Annotated in this window: 7 protein-coding genes; 2 read left to right on the top strand and 5 right to left on the bottom strand. The window is 68.9% G+C overall.

The window, feature by feature from the left end:
* Window positions 1-2 precede the first annotated feature (2 nt).
* The 4 genes from N0B71_RS23525 to N0B71_RS23510 are packed head-to-tail and all read right to left on the bottom strand — an operon-like array spanning window position 3 to window position 14247.
* Complete coding sequence (locus tag N0B71_RS23525; protein ID WP_259755242.1) at window positions 3-1343, bottom strand: efflux RND transporter periplasmic adaptor subunit; 1341 nt, start codon at window positions 1341-1343, stop codon at window positions 3-5.
* A complete protein-coding gene (locus N0B71_RS23520) occupies window positions 1336-2112 on the bottom strand; it encodes an efflux RND transporter periplasmic adaptor subunit (protein ID WP_259755240.1) in 777 nt (258 codons plus the stop codon). The genes N0B71_RS23525 and N0B71_RS23520 overlap by 8 nt, the downstream gene beginning before the upstream one ends.
* Window positions 2099-3640, bottom strand: coding sequence for a TolC family protein (locus tag N0B71_RS23515; protein ID WP_259755238.1), 1542 nt, complete (start codon window positions 3638-3640; stop codon window positions 2099-2101). The genes N0B71_RS23520 and N0B71_RS23515 overlap by 14 nt, the downstream gene beginning before the upstream one ends.
* A 38-nt stretch (window positions 3641-3678) precedes the next feature.
* A complete protein-coding gene (locus N0B71_RS23510) occupies window positions 3679-14247 on the bottom strand; it encodes a VCBS domain-containing protein (RefSeq protein WP_259755237.1) in 10569 nt (3522 codons plus the stop codon).
* A gap of 336 nt (window positions 14248-14583) precedes the next feature.
* Between N0B71_RS23510 and N0B71_RS23505 the strand changes: the two genes are divergently transcribed.
* Together N0B71_RS23505 and N0B71_RS23500 are read left to right on the top strand one after the other, a co-directional pair.
* Window positions 14584-16224, top strand: a complete 1641-nt coding sequence (locus tag N0B71_RS23505; RefSeq protein ID WP_259755236.1) for a mechanosensitive ion channel family protein — start codon at window positions 14584-14586, stop codon at window positions 16222-16224.
* A gap of 103 nt (window positions 16225-16327) precedes the next feature.
* Window positions 16328-17116, top strand: coding sequence for an SDR family NAD(P)-dependent oxidoreductase (locus N0B71_RS23500; RefSeq protein WP_259755233.1), 789 nt, complete (start codon window positions 16328-16330; stop codon window positions 17114-17116).
* A gap of 1 nt (window position 17117) precedes the next feature.
* Here N0B71_RS23500 and N0B71_RS23495 read toward each other — a convergent pair whose 3' ends face one another.
* Window positions 17118-17408, bottom strand: a complete 291-nt coding sequence (locus N0B71_RS23495) for a putative quinol monooxygenase (RefSeq protein ID WP_259755231.1) — start codon at window positions 17406-17408, stop codon at window positions 17118-17120.
* Between the last annotated feature and the right edge of the window lie 27 nt (window positions 17409-17435).

The raw sequence follows: 17435 nt of genomic DNA, 5'->3' as shown, positions 1-17435 counted from the left end.
CGTCACCAGCCGGTCCAGGCACGCAGCGACGCCAGCGGCCGGCGCAGCAGGTAGTAGCCGAGCACCACGCGCTCGCCGTACAGCTTGGCGGTGCCGTGCAGGCCCAGGCGCGCATGGGGCGGGGCGTCCTCCACGCTGGCCAGCAGGCGGTAGGAGGCCACGCCTTCGTCGCTGGGCTTGGCCTGGTAGCTGGTGTCGAGGATCTCCCCGTGCAGCGGGTCGAGCGGGTAGGCGGTGAGGAACAGCGCCACCGGCGCCCCAGGGTCCAGGGCGATGGCGTCGGCCACCGGCAGCTGGATGCGCATGCCCGGTGCCGTCGGGTCGGCGATCTGCAGGATGCGCTCGCCGGTCACCACCGGCTTGCCCAGCCAGTCGTTGGGGTCGCTGTACACGGCGACGCCAGCGCGCGGCGCGAGCACGCGGGTGCGCGCCAGTTGCGCCTGCACGGCGGCCAGCTCGGCGCGGCGCTGGCGGGCGCGGCCGTCTAGCACGGTGAGTTCGCTCTTGCTCTGCGGATTGTCGAAGGCACGCTGGCTGGCGGCCATGAGTTCGGCGTCGGCCACGGCGACTTCCTTGGCCAGCACGTCGGCGCGGCTGCGCAGGGTGGTTTCGTCCAGCTCGAAGAGCGGTGTGCCGACCTCGACGCTCTGGTTCGGGCGCACCAGCATTTTCACTATGACCCCGTCGATGGGCGAGCTGATCACCTGGGCATTGCGCGAGACGACTTCCGCTGGCGCCAGGGCGGTCTGCCGTACCGGGATCAGCAGCAGCGCCGCCAGCGCGATCACCCCGACCAGCACCTGGCGCCTGCTCGGCCGCCAGAAGCGCAGGCGCGGGCGCGGGCCGAACGCCGCCCAGGCGTGGGCCCAGGTCTGCCAGATACCTAGCAGCAGCGGTTGCAGGTTGCGCGCCGGCGGCTCGTCGAGGAGGAACAGCACCAGCCCCAGGCGCTTGCCGGCGCGGTCGTGCAGCGGCACGCACCAGAGGCCGGCCGGCCACCACTCGCTCCAGCCCTCGGCGATGTCCGTCGGCGGCTCGATGGCGTCGCGGGCCAGCCAGGTGGGCGTGGCGTCGGGCAGTTGCGCGGCGACCCAGCGGCTGGCGCGCTCCAGCCAGACCAGATAGGGCGAGTCCTCCGTCGGCTTTGCCAGCCCGGACACCGCCAGCAGCTCGTTGCGCGAGTCGTGGCAGGCGAACACCAGCGCCTGGTGGAAGCGCAGCAGCGGGAACAGGTCGTTGGCGATGCTGAAGGCCAGGGCGCCGAGGGTGTCGGCGCCCAGCGCCTTGTCGCGCACATTGGCCAGGCTCAGCAGCAGCTGGGGGGGCGGCAGCAGCTCACTCATGGCTTTCGGGGAAGCGCGCGACCCCGCTCATGCCGGCGATCAGTTCGGGGTAGCTGGCGTCCAGCTTCGCCTCCAGTTCCACGGTCTGCGCCACGGCATCGACCCGCGCGTTGATCACGCTGACCTTGGCCGGGTAGTGCTTGCCGGTTTCGTGGATGTCCACCTCCAGCGGCATGTCCGGGCGCAGGCTGGGCAGCATGGAGGAGGGCACGTTGAGGCGGACCTTCAAGGCGCCGTCGCTGACCAGGTCGAACAGCGGCGTGCCGGCAGTCACCGTCTGGTACGGCTTGACGTAGACCTTGGCGATGCGCCCGGAAAACGGCGCATCGACCAGGCAGTAGCCGGCCTGGGCGCGGGCCAGGGTGAGGGCGCCGTCGGCCTTCTGCACCTCGGTGTTGGCCATGGCGACTTCCAGGTCGCCCACGGCGTCGAGCTTGCGCAGGTTCTGCTTGGCGGCCAGGTTGGTGCGGGCCATGTTCAGCTCGGCGGCGGCGACCTTGGCGCGGGCGTTCACTTCCACGCAGTTGAGCTGGGCCAGTTCGGCGTCCTTGGCGACCTTGTCGCCCAGGCTCGCCTTGAGCGCACCCAGGGTGCCGTTCATCTGCGCGGAGAGGGTGGTTTCCAGGTTGGACACCAGCAGCACGCGGATGGCGCCCGGGTCCTGGTTGTCGGGCAAGGGCGGCAGGCCGCCGGGGGCGTCATCGGCGAGTGCCGGCTGGAGCAACATCAGGCACAACGGGAGGAGCAGGTACGGCTTACGGCGCGGCATTGGCGGTTCCTTCTTTGCCACTGGAGGTACTGGCGAGCAGGTTGGTGCTGGTCTGCTGTTCCAGGGTGCGCTGGATTTCCCGCGCGAGGGTCTTCACGTCGTGGTTCTCGATCTCCTTGGGCATCACCTCGAAGCCCACCGAGTTGTACAGCCGGCCCCAGGCGGCCTGGGCGTCGGAGTAGGCGGCTTCGCGCTGGTAGCGCGAGAGCAGGTAGCGGCCCTCGGCGCGGATCAGCTCCAGCTCGCTGCCCAGGGCGGCGCCACGGGCGGACTGGGCGTAGCTGAGCAGGCTCTGATCGACGCGCAGGCTTTCGTCGGCGAACTCCACTTCCTGCTTCGCCAGCTGGTAGCGCAGCAGGCCGACCCGGACCTGGGTGAGGATGGCCATGGACAGCGCCGTGCGGCGCATGTCGTCGGTCTTCTCCTGGCTGGCCTCGGCGGCCTTAATGTCCGGGTACTGGGCCAGGCGCAGCAGGTTCATCGAGACGTTGATGCCGGTCTGGTTCCAGTCGTTGTTGTACAGGTACTTGTTGGAGTCGTACTCGTAGCCGTAGTTGAAGCTGATGTTGGGCCACAGCTGGGCCTTGGCGATCTTCAGGTCGTTCATGTCGACGCGCTTCCTGTACCACTCCTCCATGATTTCCGGGCGGCGTTCCAGCGACAGGCGTTCGAGCTGTTCGACGTTGTTGGTCACCAGCGGCAGCGGCTGCTCGCCGACGTCGGCCAGGACCATCTTGGTGTTGGGCGGCAGCGACATCAGTGCCGCCAGTTCGGCGCGGGCGAACTCCAGGTCCTGGCGGCGCACGGTGAGCATGTACACCGAGTCGAGCAGGGCGCGCTGGTAGGCGAGGATGTCCTGGCGCGGCAGCAGGCCCTTGCCCTCGGCCTCGCGGGCGGAGGTCAGGGCGCGGTGGGTGCGTAGCAGCAGGCCGTCGACTTCCGGTAGCAGGCGCTGGGCCCCCAGGGCGCGCCAGTAGGCGTTGCGCACGTCCTGCAGGACGTTCTGCGCGACCTTCTCGCGGCGCTCCTCGGCCATCAGCATCTGGTCGTTCTTCTGCTGGGTGCGGTAGTAGGCCACGCCGAAGTCCAGCAGGCTCCAGGACAGGCCGAGGCTGTAGAGCTGGCGGTAGCGCTCTTCGGAGGTGGACGGGCGCAGGCTGACCTGGCGGTCCTCGATGCCGATGGAGGTGCCGCCCGAATCGTTGTTGCGCCCGGCGTAGCCGGCGGAGGCGACCACCCGCGGCAGCATCTCGTGGCTGGTGACGTCGCGCAGGTCGGAGGCCAGCGCGCTTTCCAGCAGCTTCAGGCGGTAGTCCAGGTTGTACTTCAGGGCCCGCGCCGAGGCTTCGTAGAAGGTGATCGGCCCGCTGACCGGTTCCTGTTCCTTGTACATCCGCGCCTGGTCGTCGATCACCCGCTGGCGCATTTCCTCCTCGGTGTAGGGCTTGGGCTCGAACGCCGAGCAGGCGCTCAGGAGGACGCTGACGGTGATGGTGGCGCTCAGGCATTTCAGGGCGTAGGCGGGCATGTTCTTTCCTTGATCCGTGCAAAGGGGGCGCGCATTCCTCATTGGCCGCTCCGGCGTTGGGCGGCCTCGCGCAGCTGGGCGCGGAAGCCCGCTGCGGTCTGTGCTTTATCGGTCTTGCCGACCATGTCGGCGGGGAAGGGGGCCCACAGCGACGGGTCGGGCAGCAGCCCGTCGGCGCTGAGGCTGATGACGCCATGGCGGCCGTCCACCCAGTTCTTGTCCAGGGCCGCCGCGCGGCGACTCTCGGCCACGGCGCGGGCGACGAACTGGCCCTTCACCTGGCCGAGGTTGGCGCCCAGCGACGGGCTCTCGATCTCCGGCGTGGCGAAGAGATCGATGTTGCTGCCGTCGGCGCCCCAGGCGGAGAGCGAGAGGCGGTCGTCGATGCGCTCCACCACCGGCTGCACGAAGATCGCCGGGTCCACGTTGGGCAGGCGATCGCGCGGGTAGCCGTCGTCGCCGAAGCGGTCCAGGTGCGGCCCCGGCGGGATGTACGGCGTGGCGATGTCCAGGGTGATGGTCAGCACCGCGTCGTCGGTGGCGCCGGCCAGGTCGCTGATGGTGTAGGTGAAATGGTCCTTGAGGACCTGGCCCAGGCCCGCGGCGGCCAGCACCTCGCGGTTGCTCAGGTCGATGCGGTAGGTGTAGCTGCCGTCCGCGTTGAGCACGAGCGTGCCGTAGCGCCCGGCGATGGGCTGGCCGACCACGCCGGCGGCGCCGGTGTCGGTTTCCTGGCCGGTGCGGATGCCGGTGACGGTCAAGGCGTCGCCGCCATCCACGTCGCTGTCGTTGGGCAGGACGTTGCCGCTGGCCTGGGGCGCGGGCGTCTGGTCGGTGGCGCTGTTGCTGTCGTCGCGCGCCACCGGGTTGTCGTTGGCGCCCAGGATGACCACCGTCAGGCGCGCATCGGAGGTGGCCCCGGCGGTGTCGCGCATGCGGTAGGTGAAGACTTCCTGCAGCTTCTCGTTGGCGCTGCGCATGGCCTGCACGGTGGGATTGTCGTTGTCGACGCGGTACTCGTAGCTGCCGTCGGCGTTGATCGTCAGCCTGCCGTACAGCCCCTGCAGCACGGTGCCGGCACTGACCGTGGTGCCGTTCTGGCTGGTGAAGTCCAGCACCGCCTTGGTTTCGCCGTACTGCACGCCGTCGACGTCGGTGTCGTTGTCCAGCACGTTGCCGCGCGGGTCGACGCCGGGAGTGCCGTTGTGGACGCCCCCGGCCTCCACGGCCAGGGCGCTGTCGTCGCTGGCGATGGGGGTGTCGTTGCGCCCGTCGATGACGACGGTGAGCACGCCCGGCGTCGCGCCGCCCCAGATGTCCGCGCCCAGGTAGGTGAACCGGTCCTGCAGGGTCTGGCCGCTGGCGCGCAGGGCCTCGACCTCGGGCAGGGAGTTGTCCAGCACGTAGTTCCAGCTGCCGTCGTCGTTGATCGTCAGGTTGCCGTACAGGCCTCGCAGGGTCTGCCCGGGCACGGCGGCATCGGCCGGGGGCGGGCCGTCGCCGGCCCAGAACGAGACCACGTGCATCACGTCCTGCGGGATGCTGGTGATGGTGTCCGGGTCGGTGTCGTTGGCCAGCACGTTGCCCGAGGGGTTGCTGCCCGGTATGGCGTTGTGCAGGCCGCCGTCCTCCACCGCGGTGCCGAAGTCCGGCTCGGTCACCGGCGGGTCGTTGCGCCCGCGGATGATGATGAACAGCGTGGCCTGGTCGCTGAGGCCGCCGTCGTCGGTCACCTGGTAGGTGAAGGATTCGATGGCGAAGGCCAGCGGCCCGAGGGAGACGATGGTGGGGTTGGTGCTGTCGACGACGTACCGGTAGCTGCCGTCGGCGCCGATCACCAGGGTGCCGAAGACGCCCTGGATGACCTGGCCATTGGCGTTGCTGGTGCCGGCCGGCACGGCGGTCAGCGGCGGGGTGCGGTTCTCCGCGCCGACGCCGATGCCGGTGACCACCATGTGATCCCCGGCATCGACATCGGTGTCGGTGCCGAAGTAGGTGCCGAGCACGCCCAGGCCGCTGATCACGTTGCCGGTGGGGTTGCGCCCACCGCTGCCGTCGAGGTTGGCCACCGCGTAGTTGATGTCGTCGTGGGCCACGGGGGCGTCGTAGCGGCCTTCGATGGTGATGGTCAGCTGGGCGATGGAGGCGGCGCCGTCGGTGTCGTGCATGCGGTAGGTGAAGACTTCCGTCAGGCTGTCGCCGGTCTTGAGCGCCTGGACGGCGGCGAGGTTGTCGTTGACCACGTAGCGGTAGGAGCCGTCGGCATTGAGGGTGAGGCTGCCGTAGTTGCCGTCCAGGGTGCGCGTTCCGTTGACCAGGCTGAGGAATGCGCCATTGGTGGATTTGGCCCCGGTGTGCAGGGCGTCGAGGGTGCGCGTCTCGCCATAGCTGGTGCCGTCGACGTCGAGGTCGTTGGTCATCACATTGCCGAGGGCGGGCACGCCCGGCGTGGCGTTGTTGGTGCCGCCGGCCTCGATGGCGATGCCACTGTCGTCCAGGGCGATGGGGGTGTCGTCGCGGCCGTGGATGACGATGGTGAAGCTTGCGCTGACGGATTTGCCCTGGCCGTCGCTGACGGTGTACTGGAAGACGTCGCTGAGGGTTTGCTGGTGGGTGCGCAGCGCCTCCACCAGGGGGTTGTTGTTGTCCACCACGTAGCGGTAGTTGCCCTGGGCGTCGAGCACCAGGCTGCCGAAGCGGCCCACCAGGCTCTGGCCGAGGGTGCCGGCGGCGCCGTTGAAGTTGATGAAACCGGTGATGGTCACGGGGTCGCCGTCCGGGTCGCTGTAGGCGCCGCGGATGCTGCCGCTCGGGTCCAGGCCCGGGGTGGCGTTGAGCAGGCCGCCGGCTTCGATGGCGTCCACGCTGACCGGGTTGACCACCGGCGGGTCGTTGACCCCGGTGACGGTGATCACCAGTTGCGCCTGGTCGGTCAGCCCGCCGGTGTCGTGGATGCGGTAGGTGAAGATCACGTCCAGGCTCTGGTTGGCGGCGAGCGCGCGGATGGCCGGGTCGGCGCTGTTGACGGTGAAGGTGAAGGTGCCGTCGTCGTTGATGGCGAGCTGGCCGAAGCTGCCGCTGATCAGGCTGCCGTTGCCCAGCCGCGCGACGGTGCCGGTGATCGTGGTGGTGATGCCGCTGGCGACGCCGGTGAGTGCCCCGCCCGCGCTTTCCAGGCCGGAGCGCACGCCATCGACCTTGAGCTTCGTGGCGTTGGGCTGGTCGGCGTGGTCGACGTCGGTGTCGGCACCGACGCCGCCGACACCGGCGACCACATTGCCGCTGGCGTTGACCGGCGCCGGGCTGCCGTCGCTGGCGCCGGCCGTGGCGCTGGCGTGGTCGTCCACCGCCACCGGTGCGTCGTTGGCGCCGCGAAGGGTGATGGTCAGGGTGGTGATGGAGCTCAGCCCGCCGGCGTCGGTCATCTGGTAGGTGAAGTCTTCGACCAGCGACTCGCCGGGGGAGAGCGCCTGCACCGCCGGCAGGCTGTTGTCGATCACGTAGCGGTAGGAGCCGTCGGCATTGATGGTCAGGCGGCCGAAGCTGGCCTGCACCGTGGTCGCCGCGCCGGGGCTGACGGCGAAGATCCGTCCGCCGCCGGGGCCGTCGTAGCGAACGAGGCTGACGGCCTTGGTCTCGCCCAGGGCCACCGAGTCCACGTCGGTGTCGTTGGTCAGTACGTTGCCGGTGGCGTCCTGGCCGGGCGTGCCGTTGCTGGTGCCGCCGGCCTCGATGGCGGTGCCGGTGTCGCCACTGGCGATGGGGGTGTCGTTGGCGCCGTGGATGTCGATGGTCAGGGAGGTCGAACTGGTCAGGCCGCCCGTGTCGGCAATGAAGTAGCCGAAGGACTCACGCAGAAAGTCGGCCGTGGTGCGCAGTTCCTGGACCGCGGCGTTGTTGTTGTCGACCACGTACTGGAAGCCGCCGCTGGCGGTGATGAACAGCGTGCCGTAGCGGCCCGCGAGGCTCACCACGCCGGTAGCCGGCACCGTGACGAAGCCGCCGAAGGAGTTCTCCAGGCGGGTGACCCGGAGCACGTCGTTGTTGGTCTGGATGTCGACGTCGGTGTCGTTGGTCAGCACATTGCCGGTGGGATCGATGCCGGGGTCGGCGTTGTTCAGGCCGCCGGCTTCCAGCGCGATGGCCAGGTCGGGATTGGCGATGGGCGCATCGTTCACCGGGTCGATGACGATGTTCAGCGTGTCGGTGTCCTTCAGCGCGTCGTCGGGGTTTTCGCCGGGGATGCCATCGCCGTCCGCGTCGCCGAAGTTGCCCTGGTCGTTGGTGACCATGGTCAGGGTTTCGCGGTCGCGGAAGGTGTTGAAGTCCTGGTCGCCCTTGTAATAGATCTGGCTGAGCAGCACGTTGATCTGCTGCAGGGTGCCGGTGAGGACCAGGGTGCGCCCCGCGCCGGCCGGGGGCGCGTCGCTCGCGCCGGGCGTCGTCGCGCTCTGCCAGAGCACGCCGTGCACCACGCTGAGGGTGACGGTCATGATGCCGTCGGCATTGCCGGCGTTGACGTCGACGTCGCTGGTGGCCAGGCCGACGATGTGCAGCACGGTGTCTTCCGCGCCATGCTGGTCGGCGACGGTGTTGATCGGCGCTTCGTTGAGGTGCACGTAGCCGGCGTCGGCGATGCCGATGGCGCCTTCGGCGAGGTTCAGGTTGATGCTGCCCAGGCCCACGGTGGAGGTGCCGGTGTCGGTATCGACGCGCACGTGGAAGCGGTTGTTGCTCGCCTGGGCGAAGTTCTGCGCCACCGCCACGAGGTAGTTGCCCGAGGGCAGGATGGCGAACTGGTAGGTGCCGTCGGCGGCCGTCGTCGTGCTGAAGAGGCGGTCGTCGCCGGTGCCGAACAGGCCGTCGTCGCCGGCCCAGGTCAACGTCACGCCGATGCCGCCCAGGCCGGGGCCGTCGGGCGTCACGCTGTTGGTGGCCGATTTCGTGTCATCCCACAGGGTGCCTTGCACCACGCCCATGCCGGCGCCGTCGCTGAGGATGTAGTTGTTCAGCCCGCTCGCGCCGTCCTGGCCGGTGCGCTCACCGTCGACGCCGCCGGCGGTCAGCGGCAGCGAGCCGCCCCAGCCGGCGTTCTCGAAGCTGGTGGGCAGGCTGGTCCAGGTCAGTACCGCCGAGCTGCTGGCGTCATCGGGGACGATGGTGTTGGGCAAGGTGACGCTGTAGATCACCTGGACCGTGTCGCCGACGTTCAACTGGTCGAAGTTGAGCACCACCTGGCCACCGACGATGCTGGCGGTGACGCCGGCGGGCAGGGTGCCGGTGGTGTAGGAGGTGCCGTTGATGACGATGCTCTGGATGGCGTAGTCGCTGCCGTTGGGGAACTGGTCGCGCAGCACGACGTTGTAGGCCGGCACCTCGCCGTTCTGGGTGAAACCGACCGACACGGTGGCCGAGGTGGTGCCGGCGACGCTGCCGGCGGCGATGTCGATCACCGACTTGTCCATGCCGGTGAAGCTCGGTTCCACCACGTGCTCGAAGACCGTGGCGCTGTGGCCGCGATCGACCCCGCCGTTGTCGCCGACGTGTTCGAACACGTTCACGCCCAGTTGCTTGCCGCTCTGGTTGCTGGCGATGTTGGCGACGCGGACGTTGAACTCGAGGATCACACCCTCGATGTCGCCGTCGTTGACCTCGGTGTTGGTGAGGTTGCCCAGGTTGAAGGTCACGGTCTGGCTGCCGTCGGCGTTGGTGACGATCTGCAGGCGGCCGTTGTTGATGTCGAAGACGCCGGTGGGCTTGTCGCCGGACAGGTCCGGGTGGATCGGCAGCGAGACGTCGCTGTTCTGGTTGCCGACCATGCCCAGCGTGCCGCCGCTGATCAGGTTGGTGGCGTCGGTGGTCAGCCCGCCGAGGGCGCTGGAGCCCAGGGCGATGAGGATGTTGTTGAGGTTGGCGGGGATGAATTCCAGCCCAGCAGCCAGCTCGATGCGGATCTGGTAGTTGGGGTTGTCGCCGGTGGGCACCACGACCGCCACGCGATAGCGGACGATCTCGCCGACCACCACGGTTTCCTCCAGCCCGGCGGTATCTGTGACGCCGGAGCTGTTGGTGGCCGGGGGCGTCGCGTCCAGGCCGCCCACGCGGGACACCTGGATGCCGTTGGTGACGGGGATCAGCAGCGTGTTGATCTGCCGGTAGTCGTTGAGCACGCCGGAGTTGAGCAGCCCGTCGTCGCCGCCGCGCTCGCCAGCGGCGGTGTCGGTGGCGTTGCTGAGCCCGTCCAGGCTGGTCCAGCGCACCACGACGCTGTTGGAAATGACCGCCTGGCCGGCTGCCGTGGCGTTCACCACGCCCGTCAGGGTGATGACGATGCTGCCGCCGTTGGCGATATCGATGTTGGCGCCGTTGGCGGTGACCAGCTGGCCGTTCTGGATGACGAAGTCCACGCCGCCGTTGTTGGTGGCGCCGCCGTTGTAGACCGTGCCGTTGATGACGATGTTGTCCATCTGCGTGGGCAGGATGTTCAGCAGGCTGAGGTCGAAGGCATTGGTGCCGGACGTGTTGCCGATGGTGATGGTGTAGGTGACCGTGTCGCCTTCGTCGAAGCCGCCGTAGGTGGGCGTGGAGAGCACCTGCTGGCTGACGGTCAGGGTCGGCTCGACGATGGTCACCGCCGGCTGCTGCGGGCTGGCGACGGTGCGGTCGACCGCCGTGGCGCCATTGGGCGTGTCGCCGTCGGGGTCGCTGTAGGTCAGCTGCGCGCCGTTGTTCAGGGTGACGCCCTGCTGGTTGCCCTGCACGTTGCTCGCCACCAGCACCAGGCGGATGACGAAGGCGTTGTTGCCCAGGTTGTTGTCCGCCGTGGAGCCCGCGGCGCTGAACACCAGGTTCAGGTCGCCGCCATCGCTGCCGTCGCCGCTGAAGCTGAGGACGCTGACGTTGCCGGCGAAATCCAGGCCCAGCGCGCCGCTGCCGGCGGCCGTGGTGATGATCTGGTACCCGGCGCCGCCGAATGCCGTGAGATCCAGGCGCAGGCCCGGCGGGATCAGGTCGGCCAGGCGCAGGTTGGCGGTGCTGCCTTCGGGCAGGGTGACGACGATGTCGTAGGTTATCTTCTCGCCGATCACCAGGTTGCTGCCGGTGGTGTGGCTGGCGCTGGAGTCGTCGTCGCTGAGGCTGCCGTTCTGGTAGGTCTTGCTGATGCTTGGCGCGGCCACCTGCTGGTTGGCGACCTCGACGAGGTCCACCGGGGTGAAGTCCTGGCCGCCCTCGACGCTGGCGTAGTGGGTCAGCGCGGCGCTGCTCTGCAGGGTGCGCGAGGCGAGGATGGCGTTATCGACGGTGACGTCGTAGGTGATCACCACCACGTTGGCGCCGGATAGGTCATTGGCGGTGCCGGCGCGGCCGGCGAGCAGGGTGCCCTGGTTGTTGGCGTCGAGGAAGGTGATGCTGTTGCCGCTCACGCTGTAGTCCACACCCTGCACCAGCAGCGTGCCGTCGCCGCGATGGATCTGCAGGTTGGCGCTGGACAGGCTGCCGCCGACGAAGGCCAGGCCCGCCGGCAGGGTGATACTGGTGGACACGTCGAAGGCGTTGCCGCCGCCGCTGTTCTTGATCGCCGTGGCCAGGCGCAGGGTGTCGGCGCCGTCGATGCCGCTGACGTTGCCGTCCACCGCCGCCAGGCTGGTGACGCTGCCGCTGAAGGGCACGCCGCTGGTGCCCGGCTGGGCCCAGGTGCCGGTGGTGCCGGTCACCGTGCCGTGGGTGGTGGAGACTACGCCGTGCTTGATGTCCAGCACCGGCTCGGCGACCGATTCGATCACCGCCACGTCCGAGGAGATCAGCACCGTCTTGTCGATGGTGGTGGTCTGGCTGGATTGCGCCAGCACGTCGAGTTCGCGCTGGTCAGCGAAGGGCTGGTCGCCCACCCGCATGGTGAATTGCACCTGCACGCGGGCGCCGTTGAGGCCTGTGGAGGCGTAGTTGCCGAAGTTGAAGATGATCGAGTTGCCCGGCCCGGTGCGCACGGAGTCCGGCACGTCGCCGATGTTGTTGCCGGCGCCGAAGGTCCACTGGCCGACACCGGTGCCCTGGGTCCAGTCGACCACCTGGGAGGTGAGCAGCGGCAGCGGCAGGTAGGCGGTGAGGGTGAAGTTCTCGTAGTCCGCCACCAGCAGGTCGTAGGTGATGGTGAAGGTCACCACGTCGCCGGGGCGCAGTTCGCTGCTGCCGGGCGCGCCACCGTTCACCTGGGTCAGCTGGATGTCGATCTGCGAGGTCTGGATGGTGCTGGTGGTGGCGGAGCCGTCGGTCTGCTCGCCGCCCAGGTTCACCGAGTCGCGCAGCACGGTGGCGTCCACCACCGCGTTGTTGCTGACGCTGTCGCCCTCGTTGAGCTGGTCGTGGGGCGGGTGGTCGGTGGTGTAGGTGGTGTCGATGGTGGCGTCGTAGACGATGGACATCCGCGTGGCGCCTTCCTGCGCATCGCCGTCCCAGAGGTCGCCGAACAGCGCGTAGAGGCCCGGCCCCTGCACGGCGGCGGCGATGGAGGCGCCGATGTCGAAGACCAGCGTGGTGCTGCCGTCGGCATTCACCGTGGCGGTGTAGATCACCGGGATGACCTGGGTGCCGCCGTGCTGCTGGATGACGATGCTCGGCGGGTTGGCGGCGGAGAAGGTCTGGCCGTCGCTGAGCTGGTCGGTGACGGTGAAGGTGCCCTGGCCGAGGATGTTCTTGCCGAAGGCGTAGAAGTCGGAAATCGCCACGTCCATGGTGTAGCGCAGCGTATCGCCGGGGGTGATGCCGACGCTGCCGACGTCGTTCTGCAGGTTCACCGTCTTGAGCAGGGTGATGGACTTGGCGACGAAGGTGACGCCCGCGCCATCGCCGGTGACGGTGAAGGGGTAGCCGTCCGGGTCGAGGGGGCGGTCGCGCACGTCCAGCGGGTTCCAGTCGCCGCTCACGGTGGCGGTGCCGAAGGTGATGGTGCGCGGGTTGCCGGTGGCGGGGTCGAGCACCGGGCGCCCGGCCGCGTCGATCTCCGGCACGTAGAAGCCGACCGTGGTGGTGCTGGCGGCGCTCAGGGTGTCGTAGTGGATGCTGTAGCTGGCGACGAACACGTTGGGGTTGTTCAGCGCCGCGGCGATCAGCGTCGGGTTGGTCAGCACGGTGCCGTCGTGCAGGGTGATGGAGGTCAGGGTGCCGCCGGCGCCGGGGGTGATGGAGCTGACGTGGACCTGGTCCGGCACGGTCTGGGTGACGGTGACGTTGGTCAGCGTCTGGCCGGGGGCCGGGGTCACGGTGACCGTCTCGGTGCGGGTGAAGTTCGGCCCGGTGACGGTCTCGCCCTCGGGCATGTTCACCGTCTGGGTCACCGACAGCAGCGTCGGGGTGACCACGAAGCTGTGCAGCGCGGCCTCCACCAGGGTCGGGTCCTGCGCGGGGTTGTTCAGCGAATCGTTGCCGTACTCGAAGCCGCCCCGGGCATTGATGGTGAGGTTGGGCGCGCCGTCGGAATAGCTGGTGTCGGCCAGGTTGCTCAGTTGCGCGGTGATCTGGATGTCGATGGCCGGCTGGCCGCTGGCGACGCTGGCGTAGGGCAGTTGCAGCACCACCATCTGGTCGCCGGGCTTCATGCCGACGCTGGCGGCGTTGATCACCAGGGCGCTGCCGTTGGCGTCCTTGGCCAGCGGGTGGGTGGTGTTGCCGCTGGCGTCGAAGGTGATCACAAAGCTTTTCACCGCCTGGCCCAGGTAGGTGGCGGAGACGAAGGTGGCGCCGTCGTTGCCGTCGCGCCCGGTGGCCGGCATGAACAGGTCGATATAGGGCGCGTAGCCCACCTGGGTGGACGGGTTGCTGAAGATCACGTCGAAGGTGAAGGTATCGCCCAGGCGCACGCCCGCGCCGCCGCTGCCCATGGCCACGGTGGGGCTGGCGTTGGCCAGCAGGCCCTGGAAGCTGAGCAGGGTATCGGCACCCAGGGCGATGGATTTGTCCACGTCGCCGGCGCGCACTTCCAGGTCCCAGTCGCCGCCGGCGCTGCGGGCGCCGGTCGCATTGCTGGACGCGCCGACGTCCGCGCCGGTCCAGCGCGCCAGTTCATCGACCAGCGCCTGCCCGGCGCTGCCGGCGCCGACGTCGCAGCCATACAGCTGGATGTCTGCCCCGGCGTTGAGTTCGCCGCGCCAGGCGCTGAGGCGCTCGCCCAACTGGTCGACGCTCTGGCGGGTGAAGGTCTGGTTGCCCAGGGTGAACTGGCCGGTGGCTCCGTGGGAGAAGATCTGGATGGAATCCACCTTGCCCAGCTGCGCCAGCGCATTACTGATCGCGGCAATGGCGTCCTGGCCGGCGTCCACCACCAGCGCGCTGGAGCCCACCGGCAGGTTGGCGGCGAGCTGGTCGCGGTTCTCCAGGCGGGCGTCGATCACCACCAGGTTGCGCGGCGCGGGCTGGGCGGGCGCGGCGGCCTGGGCGCGGGCCTCGACGGCGGTGGCCGGCTGGGCGGTGTCCTTCGCCTCGGCGGCGGTGCTGTCGTGGTGTTGCTGGTCGACGGCCGCAGCGGCGGCGCCGTCGAACAGAATGCGTTGCTCCAGGGCCAGGGCGTGCGCCGCCGGCTGGAAAAGCTTCGAGCGATATTTGGCCTGCATTTCCCTATTTCCAACTGGTCAATCCCGAGAGAAAAGCAGTCCTACGCATATCTGCTTACGGAATTGACGCTAGTCGGAAAAGCAATTTTCGCCAGTAGTTACAGCGGCATAAGCGATGGAGCGCACTACATTTCGCACCCGGCATGTACCGTTTTTCTTACATAAATTTCGCTCGGGGCCGCTGCCGGCGCGGGCTGGGAATCTGACCATGGGATCAGGGCTGAAGAGGAACGCCGGCGGGAGCGACCCCTGATTGCCGTCACCCCGGTGGACTGCCCAGCGTTGGCTACGCTTGTGCGAACGATCGGAACAACATGCAAACCAGGACGACGGGGGATGGCAATGGTCAAGAGCTCGGCGGGGCGGGCGATCCTGTGGATGCTGCTGGCCATCTGGCCGTTGGCGGCGACAGCAGCGTCATCGGCAGGGGATGCCGCCGTGGTGGCCGGCGAGCAACCGCCGGCAGAATTGAAGATCGATAACCGCAGCGTCATCGTATTTCGCGGCACGCTGCTGGGCGAGTCGCCCGCGGCGCGGGTGCACCGGGCCACCACCATCATCGGCGAGGCGCTGGAAAACGGGGGCGAGCTCGCCGTCGGCATCGACCCGATCCAGGACAGCTACCTGGTGCTGCTGGGCTACAGCCGCGCCTTCATCGTTACCCCGCAGGACGTCGACCCGCCCGGCACCTCGGTGCGCGCGGCGGCGGAGAAGGCCGCCGCCAATCTGCGCCAGGTCGTGGTGGAAAGCGGCGAGGCGCGCAGCCTGCACTTTTTGCTCCGCGCCGCCGGCTATGCGGCGCTGGCCAGCGTGCTCTACGGTCTGCTGCTGCGCGCCGCCGGTTATCTGCGCGGCAAGGCCCTGGGCGTGCTGCCGCGGCTGATGCGTCGGCGCACCCACCTGCTGCGGCTGGGCGGCACGCCGCTGCTGGATACCCAGCACCTGCAAGGCCTGCTGGGGCGGTCGCTGTCGCTGCTCTACTGGCTGGTGGTGGCGCTGCTGAGCTATCAGTGGCTGAGCTTCGTGCTGTCACAGTTCCCCTACACCCGGCCGTGGGGCGAGAGCCTCAACGTGCACCTGCTGGACCTGGCGCACTACCTGGTCAACGGCATACTCGATGCGCTGCCCGGCCTGGCGGTGGCGCTGTGCATCCTGCTCATCGCCCGCGCCTTCAGCGGTTTCAGCCGCCGCCTGCTGCAGCGGCTGGCACGGCCGGGCAACCTGCGCTGGCTGACCGTGGAAACCCTGCAGCCGACCACGCGGCTGACCTCCCTGGCGATCTGGCTGTTCGCCATCGTCATGGCCTATCCGTACCTGCCCGGCTCCGGCACCGAGGCCTTCAAGGGCCTGTCGGTGCTGGTGGGCCTGATGATTTCCCTGGGCGCGTCCAGCGTCATCGGGCAGGCGGCGTCGGGGCTGATCCTCACCTATTCGCGCACCTTGCGTGCCGGGGAGTTCGTGCGGGTCGGCGAGCATGAAGGCACGGTCACTGAGGTCGGCATGTTCAACACCACCATCCGCACCGGCCTGGGCGAGGTGCTGACGCTGCCCAACTCGATGATCACCAGCTCGGTGACCAAGAACTACTCGCGCATCGTGCAGGGCACCGGCTACGTGGTGGATACCGTGGTCACCATCGGCTACGACACGCCCTGGCGGCAGGTGGAGGCCATGCTGATCGAGGCGGCGCGGCGTACCGAGGGGATTCTCGCGACGCCCACGCCGCAGGTGTTCCAGACCGCGCTGTCGGACTTCTACCCCGAATACCGCCTGGTGGCCCAGGCGATTCCCAGCGAGCCGCGCCCGCGGGCGGAGCTGCTCAGCCTGCTGCACGCGCATATCCAGGACGTGTTCAACGAGTACGGCGTGCAGATCATGTCGCCGCACTACCTGGGCGACCCGCAGCAGCCCAAGTGGGTGCCGCGCGAGCAGTGGCACGCCGCGCCGGCCAGGCCTGAGGCCGGCGGCGACCGTTGAGCCTGCGAGCCGGCGCGGCGCCGGTGGTCATCTATGCTCAGCGCTCCATGGCCGCCTTGCGCAAGGATCGGCCGCGCATCGACCCATCTTCCGGAGGCACCGCATGAACCTGCACCTGTCCGACAAGCTCGCCCTGGTCAGCGGCTCGACCAAGGGCATCGGTTTCGCCATCGCCCAGGGCCTGGCCCGCGAAGGGGCGCGGGTGATCCTCAACGGCCGCAGCCAGGCCTCGGTGGACGATGCCCTGGCGCGCCTTCGCGCCGGGCAGGGCGATGCGAAGGTCGAAGGGTTCGCCGGTGACCTCTCCAACCCGCAGCAGATCGCCACGCTGGTGCAGCGCTACCCGGCGGTGGATGTGCTGGTGAACAACCTGGGCATCTTCGATCCCAAGCCCTTCGAGGACATCGACGACCAGGAGTGGCTGCGCTTTCTCGACGTCAACCTGCTGTCCGGCGTGCGCCTGTCCCGCGCCTACCTGCCGGGGATGAAGCAGAAGAACTGGGGGCGGGTGGTGTTCATCAGCAGCGAGAGCGGCATCCAGATTCCGCTGGAGATGATCCACTACGGCGTCACCAAGACCGCCCAGCTCGGCCTGTCCCGCGGGTTGGCGGAATACTGCGCGGGCACCGGGGTGACGGTGAATGCGGTACTGCCGGGGCCGACCGCGTCCGAGGGCGTGGGCGAGTTCGTCGACAAGCTCTCCGGCGGCCAGCCGTTCGAGGAGTTCGAGGCGGAGTTCTTCCGCACCGCGCGGCCGGGTTCGCTGCTGCAGCGTTTCGCCCGCCCGGAGGAAATCGCCAACCTGGTGCTCTATGTCTGCTCGGAAGCTTCGTCCGCCACCAATGGCGCGGCGCTGCGGGTGGACGGCGGGCTGGTGCGCTCGGCGTTCTGAATCACTCGGCGCTGCGGCTTTCGAACTCCAGGCCCAGCGCCAGGTCGCCGCAGCCGAGTTGGCCAAGCCAGGCCTGCGCGCTCGGCCCGGACAGGTGCGCCTCCAGCTCGGCCTGGCTGGCCCAGCGGGTGAGCACCTGCCAGCGGTCGGCAGCCAGCGCGTGCAGCTCGCCGGCCTGGCAACCGGGTTGCCGGCGCACCTGCGCCAGCAGGGCAGACAGGTGAGTACCCAGCGCCGCGGCCTGGCCGGGGACTGCCTGGACGCGAACGATGGCAATGGCGGACGGGGACATGGCGAGGCTCCTTGTGCTGGGGTGGCC

The sequence above is a fragment of the Pseudomonas sp. GCEP-101 genome (assembly GCF_025133575.1).
GTDB classification, from domain to species: Bacteria; Pseudomonadota; Gammaproteobacteria; order Pseudomonadales; family Pseudomonadaceae; genus Pseudomonas; species Pseudomonas nitroreducens_B.
The sequence above is the reverse complement of the archived record's forward strand: the minus strand, read 5'-3'. Positions and strand labels throughout refer to the sequence as shown.